The organism is Citricoccus muralis, assembly GCF_003386075.1.
Classification (GTDB): Bacteria; Actinomycetota; Actinomycetes; order Actinomycetales; family Micrococcaceae; genus Citricoccus; species Citricoccus muralis.
Map to the genome: position 1 here is coordinate 2,634,045 of NZ_QREH01000001.1, position 13,211 is coordinate 2,647,255.

General features: G+C 69.2%; 12 protein-coding genes. 6 read left to right on the top strand and 6 right to left on the bottom strand.

Annotated elements, in window-relative coordinates:
- Window positions 1-108 precede the first annotated feature (108 nt).
- The 4 genes from C8E99_RS11685 (at window position 109) to C8E99_RS11700 (ending at window position 4,840) form a co-directional block, all read left to right on the top strand.
- Window positions 109-1,818, top strand: a complete 1,710-nt coding sequence (locus C8E99_RS11685; protein WP_115932435.1) for a carbon starvation CstA family protein — start codon at window positions 109-111, stop codon at window positions 1,816-1,818.
- The gene (locus C8E99_RS11690) at window positions 1,815-2,096 is read left to right on the top strand and encodes a cory-CC-star protein (protein WP_245952296.1); all 282 of its coding nucleotides are present in this window, start codon (window positions 1,815-1,817) and stop codon (window positions 2,094-2,096) included. Before C8E99_RS11685 ends, C8E99_RS11690 begins: the two co-directional genes overlap by 4 nt.
- A gap of 55 nt (window positions 2,097-2,151) precedes the next feature.
- Window positions 2,152-3,129, top strand: a complete 978-nt coding sequence (locus C8E99_RS11695; protein ID WP_115932436.1) for an ArsA family ATPase — start codon at window positions 2,152-2,154, stop codon at window positions 3,127-3,129.
- 205 nt (window positions 3,130-3,334) lie between these two features.
- The gene (locus tag C8E99_RS11700) at window positions 3,335-4,840 is read left to right on the top strand and encodes an FAD-dependent oxidoreductase (RefSeq protein ID WP_115932437.1); all 1,506 of its coding nucleotides are present in this window, start codon (window positions 3,335-3,337) and stop codon (window positions 4,838-4,840) included.
- 42 nt (window positions 4,841-4,882) lie between these two features.
- Here C8E99_RS11700 and C8E99_RS11705 read toward each other — a convergent pair whose 3' ends face one another.
- Window positions 4,883-5,389, bottom strand: a complete 507-nt coding sequence (locus C8E99_RS11705) for a VOC family protein (protein ID WP_115932438.1) — start codon at window positions 5,387-5,389, stop codon at window positions 4,883-4,885.
- 110 nt (window positions 5,390-5,499) lie between these two features.
- On the opposite strand from C8E99_RS11705, the gene C8E99_RS11710 reads away from it, so the two are divergent.
- Complete coding sequence (locus tag C8E99_RS11710) at window positions 5,500-6,285, top strand: helix-turn-helix transcriptional regulator (protein ID WP_115932439.1); 786 nt, start codon at window positions 5,500-5,502, stop codon at window positions 6,283-6,285.
- Here C8E99_RS11710 and C8E99_RS11715 read toward each other — a convergent pair.
- Window positions 6,279-7,178, bottom strand: a complete 900-nt coding sequence (locus C8E99_RS11715) for an amidohydrolase family protein (protein WP_245952298.1) — start codon at window positions 7,176-7,178, stop codon at window positions 6,279-6,281. The two genes, C8E99_RS11710 and C8E99_RS11715, sit on opposite strands and share 7 nt — an antisense overlap.
- 217 nt (window positions 7,179-7,395) lie before the next feature.
- Here C8E99_RS11715 and C8E99_RS11720 point away from each other — a divergent pair, with 217 nt between their 5' ends.
- Window positions 7,396-10,092 (top strand): hypothetical protein, encoded by a 2,697-nt coding sequence (locus C8E99_RS11720; protein ID WP_147301228.1) that lies wholly within the window; start codon window positions 7,396-7,398, stop codon window positions 10,090-10,092.
- A 102-nt stretch (window positions 10,093-10,194) separates the two neighbouring features.
- Here the strand turns inward: C8E99_RS11720 and C8E99_RS11725 are convergent, their stop codons facing one another.
- The 4 genes from C8E99_RS11725 to C8E99_RS11740 all read right to left on the bottom strand — a co-directional run bounded on the left by C8E99_RS11725 (window position 10,195) and on the right by C8E99_RS11740 (window position 13,139).
- Window positions 10,195-10,881 (bottom strand): C40 family peptidase, encoded by a 687-nt coding sequence (locus C8E99_RS11725; RefSeq protein ID WP_115932441.1) that lies wholly within the window; start codon window positions 10,879-10,881, stop codon window positions 10,195-10,197.
- 242 nt (window positions 10,882-11,123) lie between these two features.
- Window positions 11,124-12,116, bottom strand: a complete 993-nt coding sequence (locus tag C8E99_RS11730; protein WP_115932442.1) for an HAAS signaling domain-containing protein — start codon at window positions 12,114-12,116, stop codon at window positions 11,124-11,126.
- A complete protein-coding gene (locus C8E99_RS11735; RefSeq protein ID WP_211309036.1) occupies window positions 12,113-12,460 on the bottom strand; it encodes a PadR family transcriptional regulator in 348 nt (115 codons plus the stop codon). Before C8E99_RS11735 ends, C8E99_RS11730 begins: the two co-directional genes overlap by 4 nt.
- 91 nt (window positions 12,461-12,551) lie before the next feature.
- Complete coding sequence (locus tag C8E99_RS11740; RefSeq protein WP_115932443.1) at window positions 12,552-13,139, bottom strand: dihydrofolate reductase family protein; 588 nt, start codon at window positions 13,137-13,139, stop codon at window positions 12,552-12,554.
- Between the last annotated feature and the right edge of the window lie 72 nt (window positions 13,140-13,211).

Here is a 13,211-nt window from a genome sequence, read left to right on the forward strand (position 1 = left end):
CAGACATCGCCCGACATGGCCGGAACGGTTCCGTCCAGGTGGGTCCTGATGGCAGGATGTGCGGCAACGCACCATGTCACTCGCACCGACACCGCAGATGAGGCCACTATGAACTCCCTTGTGCTCGCCGTGGTCGGGGTCGCCATGATCCTGCTCGGCTACTTCCTCTACTCAAAGTACCTCTCCAAGAAGGTGTACCGGTTGGACCCGGACTACACCACCCCCGCGCACCGCTTCGAGGACGGGGTGGACTACGTCCCCACCAACAAGTTCGTGCTCTGGGGCCACCACTTCACCTCGGTCGCCGGCGCCGCACCCATCGTCGGACCCGCCGTCGCCGTGATCTGGGGCTGGGCCCCGGCCTTCCTGTGGGTCACGATCGGGACCGTCTTCTTCGCGGGCATGCACGACCTTGGGGCGATGTGGGCCTCGAACCGCAACAAGGCGCAGTCCGTGGGCACCCTGTCTGGCCGGTACATCGGCCGTCATGGACGCAATCTGTTCCTGATCGTCATCTTCCTGCTGCTCCTCATGGTCAACGCGGCCTTCGCCGTGGTGATCTCCAACCTGCTGGTCTCCACCCCCACGGCGGTGATTCCCACCTGGGGCGCGATCGTGGTGGCCCTGTTGATCGGCCAGGCGATCTACCGGCTGAAGTGGAGCCTGCCGATCGTCTCGATCGTGGGCGTGGTGTCCCTCTACGGCCTGATGATCCTGGGCGACATGTTCCCGATCGTGCTGCCGGAGACCATCCTCGGCTTGAGCGCCAACGCGTTCTGGATCGTGGTGCTGTTCCTCTACGCCGGGGTGGCCTCCCTGCTGCCGGTGTGGATGCTGTTGCAGCCACGCGACTACATCAACGGCTTGCAGCTGTTCATCGGCCTCGGGATCCTCTACCTCGCCATCGCCATCTCCTCCCCCACCGTGGTGGCGCCCGCCTTCAACCAGAACGTCCCGGAGGGGACCCCCGGGATCTTCCCGCTGCTGTTCGTGACCATCGCCTGCGGCGCGATCTCCGGATTCCACGGGATCGTCGCCTCCGGCACCAGCGCCAAACAGCTGGACAAGGAGACCGATGCCCGCTTCGTCGGCTACTTCGGAGCCGTCGGGGAGGGACTGCTCGCCCTGGGCACCATCATCGCCACCACGGCCGGGTTCCAGACCCTGGCCCAGTGGGAAGAGGTCTATGCGGCCTTCAACGACGGCGGCGTGGAGGCCTTCGTGAACGCCGGCGGCGGCCTCCTCAATGCCGGGCTGGGCATCCCCACGTCACTGTCCGCCACCATCCTGGCCACCATGGCGGTGCTCTTCGCGGCCACCACCATGGACACTGGCGTGCGCCTGCAGCGGTTCGTGGTCACGGAGATCGGCGAGATCATGGGCGTCAAGCTGAACATCTGGGTCTCCACGCTCGTCGTGCTGGCCGTCACCATGGGCCTGTCCTTCGGGGCCGGCGCGGACGGTTCGGGCGGCATGGTCATCTGGCCGCTGTTCGGCACCACCAACCAACTGCTGGCGGCCCTGACCCTGGCCATCATCGCGGTCATGCTCATCCAGCTGCGCCGCCCGGTGTGGCCGGTGCTCATCCCGCTGGTCTTCGTGGCGATCGTCAGTGTGTACGCGCTGATCATCCAGCTCGGGACGTTCTTCAGCACGCAGAACTGGCTGCTGCTCGTGCTGGACGTGATTATCCTGATCTGCGCCCTGTGGGTCATCGTCGAGTCCGTGGCGGCGATGAACCGCGCCCGTCGTGATCCGCCGGTGGAGTTCGCCGAGGCCGAGGACGACGAGCTGGACCCCTCCAGCTCGAAACTGTGACCGAGACCGGGGTGCCGGGCTGGCGCCGGCGACTGGCCGGCGTCGGGCGCGGCCTGCAGGACTACTACGCGGGCCCCTACCGGTCGACGTTCGCGCGGGCCCGGCGGGACGAGGAGGACCTGTTCATGATGATGGTCTTCTCGGACGCGCTGGGCGTGCCGAACCCGGCCTCCTACTACACGGTCGAGCTGCTTCCGGTGGTATACGAGCGCTTCCACGAGTGGCACCGCCGGATGGGCATGGAGCGGTCCCCCCTCGATTCACTCTCCTGTTGCTGACCCGGGGCCGTGGCCGGCCGGGCCGAACACGAAAGGGCGCCGGATGATGACTCTGATGGAGATTCTCCGCGGCCGCCGGGTGGTGTTCTTCGGGGGCAAGGGCGGCGTCGGCAAGACCACCCTGTCCTCGGCCACCGCCCTCGCCCTGGCCCGAGCCGGTCAGCGGGTCCTGGTGGTCTCCACCGACCCGGCGCACAACCTCGGCCACCTCTGGGAGCGGCCCGTCGGTGACGGCGAGGTGACGCTGTGGAAGGGCGCGGGGACCGGACTGGTGAGTGGCACGGAACTGGACCCCGACCGCGTGGCACAAGAGCACTTGGCGGCGGTGGGTCGCACGGTGAAGGGCCTGATGCCGGAACACCTGCACCGGGAAGTGGATCGCTACTTCGAGCTCGCGCGGCAGTCGCCGGGCACGCAGGAGGCGGCGCTGCTGGAGAAGATGTCCACCACGGTGCTGGAGGCGTCGGAGCGGTTCGACGTGGTGGTCCTGGACACCGCTCCCACCGGCCACACCGCCCGACTCCTGGAATTGCCCACACTCATGTCCGCCTGGACGGACGGGCTGCTGAGCCGGCGGGAGAAGACCGAGCGTTTCTCGGATGCCCTGCAAGGCCTGGAGGGCCGGCGCCGCGGCGGCCGCGAACACAGCGCCCAGGAGGTGCGCGATGGTGAGATCCGTCGGGTGTTGGAGCGGCGTCAACAGCTCTTCGGAGACATGCGGCGGCGGCTGGCCGATGCCGCCACCACGGCCTTCGTCATGGTGCTGACCGCCGAGCGCATGCCCGTGCAGGAGACGCTCGCCCTCCACGGCCAACTGCGGACCACCGGATTGGACCCGGCGGCACTGGTGGTGAACCGGCGCTCACCACAGGACGCCGGCGAGTTCCTGGCACGCCGGCATGAAGCTGAGGGCGGTCACCTGCGGGTGCTCGAGGCCGGGCTGCCGGAGGTCCCCCTGGTGGAGCTGCCCCTGCTGTCCGGTGAGGTCACCGGGCTCGAGGCCATTGGACGGTTCGCCGACCTGCTCGCGTAGGCCGGCCGACCGGACGGTGGCGGGCGTGCGGGCACCAGGGTCTCGGACGAGCATCAGGTCGCGGGCGGGCATCAAGGCCGCCGCGTAGCGACCCTCGCCAAGTCCGGTCTGGCCCCGGCATGCTGGCACCGTGGCGTCGGCCGTCCGCGACTATCCGGACTCGTCGCCGTAGCGTACCGAGAACTGGAGCAGAGAGGCGAGCAGCGTGCATTCACTATGGCTGGACACCCACCCCGTCCCCGCTGGCGGGACCGAACAGTTCGTCTCGGGGACCGACTATGACACGGTGGTGGCCGGTGCCGGTCTGACCGGTCTGACCACGGCGGTGCTGTTGGCCCGTGCGGGCCAGCGGGTCGCCGTGCTGGAGGCCCGCTCCGTTGGCGCGGCAGCCACCGGAAACACCACGGCCAAGCTGTCCCTGTTGCAGGGCACCACACTCTCGCAGATCAGCCGGCACCAGTCGGACCAGGTCCTGCGTGCCTACGTGGAAGGCAACCGCGAGGGCCAGTCGTGGCTGCTGCGCTATCTCGAGGAGCGCGGCGTCCCGTTTCAGAGGCGCCGGGCCTGCACCTACGCCACCAGCCCTCAGGGGGCTGAGGCCCTGCGGCGGGAACAGCGGGCCGCCGAGACCGCCGGCCTGTCCGTCACGTGGACGGACGAGACCGAGCTTCCGTTCCCCGTCACCGGCTCGATCGTCCTCGAGGACCAGGCCCAGATCCATCCGATGGAGGTCCTGGACGCCCTGGCCACCGAACTTCGCGAGCACGGCGGGACCCTGATCCAGGGTGTCCGCGTCACCGGGGCGGGAATCGGTTCCCCGCTCACCGTCAAGACGACCCACGGAGAGGTGCAGGCCGACCACCTCGTGCTCGCCACCGGCGCACCGGTCCTGGACCGCGGCGGTTATTTCGCCAAGCTCTTGCCCCAGCGGTCCTATGCTCAGGCCTATCGCATCCCCGGATCACCAGGGAGCTTGCCGCAGGGGATGTACCTCAGCGCGGACGCCCCCTCCCGCTCACTGCGCACCGCGCCCCTCGGCGACGAGGAGCTGCTGCTGGTGGGCGGCAATGGCCACGTGGTCGGCCGACAGGAATCTCCGCAGGCCGCAGTGGACGACCTCGAGGCCTGGACCGCGGAGCACTTCCCCGGAGCCCAGCGCACCCACTCGTGGTCCGCCCAGGACTACCGCTCAGCCAACCTCATTCCCTTCGTTGGGACGCTGCCCCGCGGAGGTGGTGGGATCTACCTGGCCACCGGCTACAACAAGTGGGGCATGACCAACGCCGTGGCGGCGGCGCTGTCCATCACCGCGGAGCTGCTCGGCGGCCAGATCCCCTGGGCCGCCACCCTCGGACGGCGCCTCACCACGCCCTCCGACCTGCTGACTGGCCTGAAGGACACCGTGGCCGTCGGCAAGGAGGCAGCCACCAGCTGGGCCTCAGCCGAACTGCACACGCTGCCGGATGACCCTCCGGCCGAGGGCGAGGGGATCGTCGGCCGTCAGGGAGCCACTCCCGTGGGGGTGTCCACCGTAGACGGCACCACCAGAAAGGTCTCGGTGGTGTGCCCGCACCTGGGCGGTGTCCTGCGGTGGAATGATGCGGAATGCTCCTGGGACTGCCCGCTGCACGGCTCCCGATTCAGCGCCGACGGGGCCCTGCTGGAGGGTCCGGCTGTCCGGGACCTGCCCACCGTCCCCCGCTCGGAGTGACAGGCTGCACCACGAGAGCTACGGATCACGCGCCGGCCGGCGTCAGCCCTGCGCAGCCGCCCACTCAGCGACCCGCCGCCCGCTCTCCGCCTCGGTCAGGTCCTCCACGCGGGACATCAGCGACCACCTGATGCCGAAGGGATCACGGACGGAGGCGAAACGATCCCCGGAGACGAACGTGCTCAGCGGCTCACGGATGGTCGCCCCCGCCCGCTCTGCCCGGGCCACCAGCCCGTCCACGTCCGCGCAGTACAGCCCCATCGAGTAGCAGTCCTCGTCGCCTGCCGGGGCGGGCACCATGCCGTAGTCCGGGTGGGGCTCACCCAGCTGCAACCGGCCCTGGCCGAAGTCCAGCTCCGCATGCACCACCACGCCGCCCATCTCGGTGACGCCCAGAACGCGGGCGCCGAAGACCTCACGGTAGAACTCGACGGCCTCCTTCACCCCGGCCACCGCCAGGAACGGAGTCAAACTCGTGTATCCCGCCGGCACGCCGGCAGTCGTATGCTCTCCAGTGACCCCGAGCCGGGGCATGTCCTGTTCATTCATGGCCTCACCGTAGGCCCGGTTTCCACCCCGGGGCTTGCAGATTCGCGACACCTGCGGGACCGTCCCCCCGCCGGTCACGCAGCCACCCCAGCCCGAGAGGAGCGCCACTCGTGACCACAACGGACGATGGCCGCGGCATCCTCTACCCCACCCGGCTGCCCTCATTCCACCGGGTCCCCGCCCCTCCCGGGCTCGAGGCGCTCCTGCGCTGGTTCTGGATCCCGCAGTGGAGCCTGGCCGCGGGCCGGACCTCACGCCAGGAGGTCCTGCCGTTCCCCGCCTCCAACCTCGTCGTCCAGCCCGGCGCGGTGACCCTCACGGGGCCGTCCACCCGGGCCTCGTTCCGCGACCTGACGGGCACCGGCTGGGCGGTGGGCGCGTTGCTGCGCCCGGCCGGCGTCGTGCAATGGCATCCGGAGCCGGAACGGCTCCGGGACACCGAGGTGCCCTTCGAGGCCCCGGACCTGCTGGTCTCTGTGGAGGCCGCCCTGGAGCACGACGACGGCGCGGCCGCCCGCGGTGAGGCCGCCTCAGCCTTCGCCCGGTGGGCGGAGGACCGGATGGTCCTGCCGGACGCCGCGGGCCGGCTCGCCAACGCGATGGAGGAGCTGATCGCGACGGACCGGGCGATCGTGCGGGTGGAGCAGGTCGCCGAGCGGCTGGGCGTCTCGGTCCGCGGTGTCCAGCGGCTCGCCCGCAGCCACGTGGGCGTGACCCCGCTGGCGATCATCCGCCGGTACCGGCTGCAGGAGGCGGCCGTTCGGCTACGCGAGGAGCCCGCCATCACGATCGCGGACATCGCCGCCGAGCTCGGCTATGCCGACCACGCCCATCTGAGCCGGGACTTCCGGACGGTGCTGGGGCTGACGCCACGCACCTACCGAGGTGGTCAGTAACCGAGCAGACGCCGCGGCGTGTTCCACAGGACGTTGCGCATCCACTCGTCCCCGAGTCCCCAGCCCACGAGGGCCTCGATCTGGTGGCTGTAGGCGTACGGAATCGAGGGGAAGTCCGTGCCGAAGACCACTTTGCCGTCCAGTGCGGCCATGCTCTCCGGATAGTCCGCCGGGATCGGGGCGCGCAACTCCATCGCGGTGGTGCCGACCATGGTGGTGTCGAGGTAGACGTTCGGGTGCTCGGCCGCCAACTCGGCGAAGTCCCGGTAGTCGGGCAGGCCGGCGTGCGCGACCACCAGCACGAGGTCCGGGTGGCGGTCGGCGAGCGCCCGGACGGGACCGATCCCGGTGAACTCGCCCCGGTGCGGGCCGTTGCCGCAGTGGATGACCACCGGGGTCCGGGCCTGCTCGACCAGTGACCAGGCCTCCGCGAGGGCGGGGTCCAGTGGGGAGAACCCGCCCACCTGGACGTGCACCTTGAAGGCCCGGGCGCCGGCCTCCAAGGCGTCCGCGACCTGCTGTCCCGCTGACACCCCGTCCGGCTCCGGGTAGAACGTGGCCGAGTGGATGGCGCACGGATGGGACGCGGCGAAGGCGGTGGAGAACTCGTTGAGCCAGGAGGCCATGCCGGGCCGGTGCGCGTAGTTGAGGGTGGTGTAGGCGGTGACGCCCAGCGCGTCCAGGCGGCGGACGCGCTCGTCGGCCCCCACGCGGTAGGCGATGGGCCACGGCAGTCCACCGTCCTCGCCCTGCCGGTCGAAGAAGGCCCAGACCTTCTCCTGGACGGTGTCCGGCATGAAGTGCACGTGCAGGTCCACCAGGCCCGGCAGTCCCAGCGACTTCAGGTAGGGACGGATCTCCTCGTCCATGCGGGGCGCCGGGGTGTGGGTCACGGGATGGCTCCTCAGGGAGGGGATGGAGGGGTGGGGTGAGTGGATCGGGTCCGCGGAACCGGCTCTCACCTGCTGGCATCCTACGGGTCACGGTTCCGAAGCCATCCGCGCCCAGGCCGTCCGAGCCCATAGAATGTCGCCCGTGCCCGGCCCCTCGCAGCGACCCCCCGGCCGCCCACTGCGCCGGCGACCCCCTTCACGTTTCCCGTTTCTGGCCGTGTCCCTGGCCGGAGTGTCCGTGGTGCTCGGTGCCATCGGCCTCCAGCAGGTCACCGCACAGCCCACTGAACCCATCACCTTTGTGGTGGACGAGGGGCTGCCCCATGGCATCACCCAGGAATCGGTGGAAGCCGCCGCAGAGGGGATCGCGCTGGGCCATGAGCCGTTCACCCTGCATGTGGTCGAGCGCGAACTGGAGTGGGACGAGTACAGCAACGGTGAGACCGGTGATGCGGACATCATGCTCTCCATCGGGGATGATCCCGAGGACCCGGACCTCTCGCTGCATGACGCCACCCGCGTGGCCTTCGCCGGGGAGGACTACGGCGATGACTACTCGACCGCCGCCACTATCCGTGAGACCTTCGTCAACAACCGGACCCTCGGCCACGGACCCCACGCGATCATCGGCGCTGCCCTGACCGCCGCAGACCTGAAGTTCGACCCGGGCATCCGCACTCCGCTGCTGTGGGCTCCCCTGGCCGCGCTGCCGATGTTCATCGCCATCCTGGCCATGTACCGCTGGGTCGGCCGGCGCCGTGACGAGCGAGCGAGATACCGGGCCTTCGGCGAGTCCCAACTACGGCTGGCCCGGGCCGTCCTCGAGTTGGAGACCCTGCAGCTACGGGTGGAGGTGGCCGGCGTCCAGCAGGATCGGCCCCAGCACGCGAGGCTGCAGAACGACTGGAAGCGGGTCCGCGAGCTCACCCGTGAACTCGCCCGCACGGAGCAGTCCCTGGTGGCGGACCTCGACCGCACCTCCCCGCCTCTGAAGGCCCGGACCGCGGAGCAGCTCGAGTCCGATCTCCAGCAGTTCGCCGCGGACACCCTGGACCTGCAACGCCGGGCCGACGTCCTGGCCCAGGCCGCCGAGGTCCGCTCCGGCCATGCCGGGTCCCGGTCCGTCCTGGACCGGCTTGCGTTGCCGCTGCTCCAGTCCATCGACGAGGTGCTCGCGCATCATGACCGCTACCCGGCCGAGGCGCGTGCCCTGGAGGCACACCGCGCGCGCCTGTTGGCCATCGCCCAGGAGGTCGCGGCCGGCGTCGGGACCGGCACGTCCCCAGATCGGGCGCACGACGACGGCGCGCACCCGGGTGCCCCCGGCACCTCCCCGGCGGGCCGGGGCGCGGACCGCCACGCGGACCGGCCTGCGGATGAACAAGCGGCGGGTCTGGTGTCCCGGCACGGCGATCTCCTGCAACGGTGGAACGCCGTGGAACAGGACATCCGCACGACCGCCCTCCGGATGTCCCGGCGCGTGGCCTCACCGAAGACCATCCCCAACGCCACTCACGTGCGAACCATGAATGAGTCCGTGGACGAACGTGCCCGTGCCAGGGTCTCCGCCGCCACGGCCGGGGCCACCGACTCCTTCACAGGCCTGCGGGCAGCTCTGGGCTTGGGTCACGGCGCCGACCTTGGCCCCCTGCAGGCCACCGAGCAAGTGTTGGAGCTGATCGATCGCCAGGCGGGGCACGATCAGTCAACGCCGCCCCCTCCGCCGTCCGCAGCCGCGTCCGGGATCCCCTATGGTCTGCTCCTGGGCGTGTTTCCGCTGCTGGTCTCCCTCGGAGCCGGATTCCTGGTCTCATCCCAGGTCGAGGACAGCCACATCCAGTACGGCCGGACCCTCACCGGTGACCGTCCCCTGGCCGGGCTGAAGGTCTATGGCGATCCGGCGGCGTTGGCCGGGCCGGTGGAGCCCCGGGACACCGATCCGCAGACCCACGCAGACAGCCTGGACCTGGACTACGTTCGCGAGCGAATGGCGTGGTCCCTCGAATACAGCGACGAGGGCGCGCTGCTGCCGGCCGACGTCGAGGTGACGGTGGCCCTTCTCCCGTCAGAGCGGTACATCGACTATGCACCGGACCCGGAATATGACCATCGCATCGCCATCGACTACTGGGACCTGCTCGAGGCGCAGCAACAGGTGAAGCAGGACGTGGCCGCAGAGTTCCCGGAGGTGCTGGACCCTCGGACGGGTGACGTGGCCCTGGGCCAAGCCATCCTGCCCGTGTGGATCCTGGAGGACGGCACGTACGCGTTCGACAACTTCCTCACCGGAGAGTTCAGTGTGGGCGTCAGCAGTAGGCTGGGCGCCTACGCCTTCACCGGGACTGAACCCACGGTGCACGGCACCGGTGACATGGCCGATGTGTCCATCGGCTGGTGGATCTCCTACGAACTGGAGGACCTGGGACGGGCCATGGAGTACAACCACCTCACCGTGGACCAGGTGAGTCCGGCAGCCGTGTTCTGGGCGGTCTTCTTCAGCGCGTGGACCGGGATCCTGACCGTCATCATGCTCGGCCTGGCCGTGGTGGAAGCCGGCCGGCGCCGGGTGGGCACCGCTGCGGTCCGCCGCCAACTGGCCGGGCTGCGGACCGACCTCGAGCAGCTGGCCCTGGGTCTGGACCTCTCCCGGTTGGACATGGTCGCGGTGCTGGGCCTGGATTCGGCGACCGGCGGCCGGGCGGAGCAGGCCGACCAGCGGCTCTACGAGTCCGCGCTGGTCACGGCATGGCGCGAGGTGGACGCCCTGGAACGGTTGCCGCGCCGGGAACAGCGCGGCGAAGCGTGGGAGGCCCGCGTCCGCCACGTGCGGCGCTTGGTGACGACCCTGGCCACCCAACAGGCCGATGTGGCGCGCCGCGCCGACGCTCTGCTGCGCAGCCAGCGGTTCGGTTGACCGCTGTGCGGGCAAGAGCTGGGTACAACTACACCAATCGTGCCGGGCCACAGTGATCATCACTGTGGCCCGGCACGATGAGAGTGGCTGCGGAGAACCGGATCAGTACCGGGCGGCCGTGCCCATCATGTTCGTGGGGCTGTAGTCCACGTCAGTGACGGAGACACCCTCGGTGTAATTGCGGGCGTGAGCGATCTTTCCATCACCCACGTACATGGCCACGTGGTAGATGCCAGAGGCCGATCCGTTGTTGGACCAGAACACCAGGTCACCGACCTGCAGATCGTCCAACCCCACATACTGGCTGGCCCCGGAGAACTGCGCGCCGGAGGTCCGCGGGATGTCCACGCCGGACTGGGCGAAGGCGTTCTGGGTGAATCCGGAGCAGTCATAGGCGGACGGCCCGTTGCCACCGTAGGAGTAGCCCACAGAGGAGTCATTGGCAGTGGACACGGCCCAGTCTGCCGCCGCTCCGTAAGAGCCGGACGTCGAGGAGTAGGAGGCCAGCTGGTAGCTGGCACCTTCGCTCGAGGATCCGGCCGAGGCGGTGGAGTAGTCCGAGGCGGAAGACGTCTCGGAAGAGCTCGAGGAGGAGCCCTGGTAGCTCCAGTCCTGGTAGGACGAGGCCTGCTGCGAGCCATCGTTGGCGGAGGCGGGGGCCACCCCGGCCAGCAGGGCGCCGGCAGCGGTGGTCACGCCGAGGGCTCCGACGGTCAGGGAGCGGCGACGGCGGGACCGGCGGGCCTGCAGCTCGGCGGCCAGGCGGTCACGGCGGGTGGGGTAGTTCATGGATTCATACCTTGTTCGACGACGGTGTACACACGGCGGTCCCCGGATCCGAACAGCGCCCGCCCCGTGGCCTTCACAGGCTGGAGTGGGTCACCGTCCGACATCCGCTGGGGTTATCGGACCGTTACTTAAAGGTACAGGTTCGTTATTAAACCGCAACCTTGCGGCGGGCTGAACGGCCCCTGACCGCCATCTGGGTCCCATCAGCCCGCATAAACATCCGCGCTCAACTCACACCGTTATCACGCCGTGACCAGGCGTTCCGGCACGCCCAGGGTCCGCCAGTACTTCACGCAGACATACAGGTCCCAGAGGACGACTACCCAGATGACCACCAGATAGAGCACGTCCACCCAGTCCGTGGCGCCGGAGGTCTGGAGGATGCCGGAGCTGATCGCGGGGTCGATGACCTGCTGCGTCAGGACCAGCACGGTGAAGAACAGGCCGGCCACCACGTCCATCGCAGCCCTGGCCGCCAGTCGAGGCCGAGTGGTGCGGCCCCGGACGATCGTCCAGATGCCCAGCATCGCCTCTACGGCGAGGAGGACGTAGTAGGCCGGGAGCCAGAAGTTCCACAGGCCCTGGTTGACGAACGGTCCGCCGTCGTTCAAGTGGCCCACGTAGAAGAACGAGGTCGGGATCAGCGGCACTAGCGCCAAGAGCACCAGCATGACCAGGCCACCGATGGCCTCGGAGCGGGCCTCCCGTGCATGGGCCATCTCGATCCCCAGATCGTCGACGCTCCAATGCCGGGCCCCGTCCCGCGCAACGGCGGTCTTGTCCCGCGGCCGGGCGACGCGTTCGAAGACCCAGAAGAACAGGGTCACGGAACCCAGGATCCAGAACAGCGCGCTGATCAGCGGCCCCACGATCTGTCCGATCATGGCCCCGATATTGGCCTCGGCCTCCGTGGCGGAATACACCACGATGTTGACGATCAGGGAGACCATGAGGACCACCGGCACCAGCCACTGCAACGCACGCACGTAGACGGGATACAACTCCGGGCCGATCAGGTAGTTCGGCGCGTTGCGGTACCGTGCGGCCAGCCGGGCCGGGTCCCCGAGCTCCTCGAGGGCCTCTCGCTCGGCGGCAGCCTCGTCGGCACCGGTGGCGAGCCGCTCCTCTTGCATGTCCGAGATCAGGGCGGCCAACTCACGGGAGATGCCCTCGCGCTGTCCTTCGGACAGATGCGCGACGACCTGGTCGATGTAGCGACGGGTCAAAGCGGTCATCGTGGTGATTCCTTCCAGAGGGTGGCCAGGCTGGCCGTCAGTCGTTTCCATTCGTCCCGGAGCTCGTCGGCCATCCCGGCTCCGTCCTCGGTGAGGCTGTAGTACTTCCGTGGACGGGGCTCCTCCGTGTTCCACTCCGCCTTCAGGAGACCTTGGCCTTCCAGCCGGCGCAGCAGCGGGTAAAGCGTGTTGGCCTCCGCGTCCAGCCCCGCGGAGGCGAGGTACTCCAGCAGGGCGTACCCGTAGCGAGGGGTTCGGCAGGCCAGCAGGCAGGCGACCACGAGGGTGCCGCGCCGGAGTTCCTGCCGGTGGGTGGCAAGGGCGGAAGCCAGTTCTTCGTTCACGCCTCACACTTTACTGTGTGACACACACTATTACAACAGAGAAGAATATTTCGGCTCTACACGTGAGGACGAACCGGGCCCGCGGGCTGCCTCAGGAGGGCAACGTGGTCGGCGGATGCGTGCCCTGCTCGGCCGGAGTGATGTCATAGACGAGCCGGGCCCACTCCCCGATCTTCTCGGCGGACCGCAGCCGCAGCCGGTCCCAGAACATGTCGCCGGAGAACAGCGGTTTCCCGCGGGCCAGGGTCACCGGCGCCAGGGTGATGGCGATCCTGTCCAGCGCGCCAGCGGCCAGGAACTGGGCGGCCAGCCCCCCGCCGCCCATCATCCAGATGTCGCCGTCGCCGGCGGCCGCCCGGATCTCGGGAAGGTGCCGGCCGGCGTCGCCGTCGAGGATCCGCACATCTGCTCCGGCCGGAACGGGCAGCTGGCGGGTGGAGAACACGAACACCGGTTTCTTCCCCATGGACGAGGCCCACTTCTCCGGATGGGCCACGAGGTCCTCGATCGCCAGCACCCATTCATAGGTGGTGGAGCCCATCACCATGGCGGCGGCCGAGCCCATGAAGTCCGTGATGTCCGGTTGCTCACCCGGGATCTCGAAGAGCCAGTCCAGGGAATCGTCCTCGGTCGCGAGAAATCCGTTGAGGGTGGCAGCGGTTTCGTAGATGACGGCCATGCCCGCACGGTAGCAAGGGCCCGACGCCGGCAGGCAGGTCCCACAGCCCGCCGCCGGTTTCTCCGGTCGCGG

Bases quoted from the DNA above. Each gene is read 5' to 3' on its own strand.
- C8E99_RS11685 (WP_115932435.1), top strand. From the start codon at position 109: ATGAACTCCCTTGTGCTCGCCGTGGTCGGGGTCGCCATGATCCTGCTC.
- C8E99_RS11695 (WP_115932436.1), top strand. From the start codon at position 2,152: ATGGAGATTCTCCGCGGCCGCCGGGTGGTGTTCTTCGGGGGCAAGGGC.
- C8E99_RS11705 (WP_115932438.1), bottom strand. From the start codon at position 5,389: ATGAATGAACAGGACATGCCCCGGCTCGGGGTCACTGGAGAGCATACG.
- C8E99_RS11725 (WP_115932441.1), bottom strand. From the start codon at position 10,881: ATGAACTACCCCACCCGCCGTGACCGCCTGGCCGCCGAGCTGCAGGCC.
- C8E99_RS11730 (WP_115932442.1), bottom strand. From the start codon at position 12,116: ATGACCGCTTTGACCCGTCGCTACATCGACCAGGTCGTCGCGCATCTG.
- C8E99_RS11740 (WP_115932443.1), bottom strand. From the start codon at position 13,139: ATGGCCGTCATCTACGAAACCGCTGCCACCCTCAACGGATTTCTCGCG.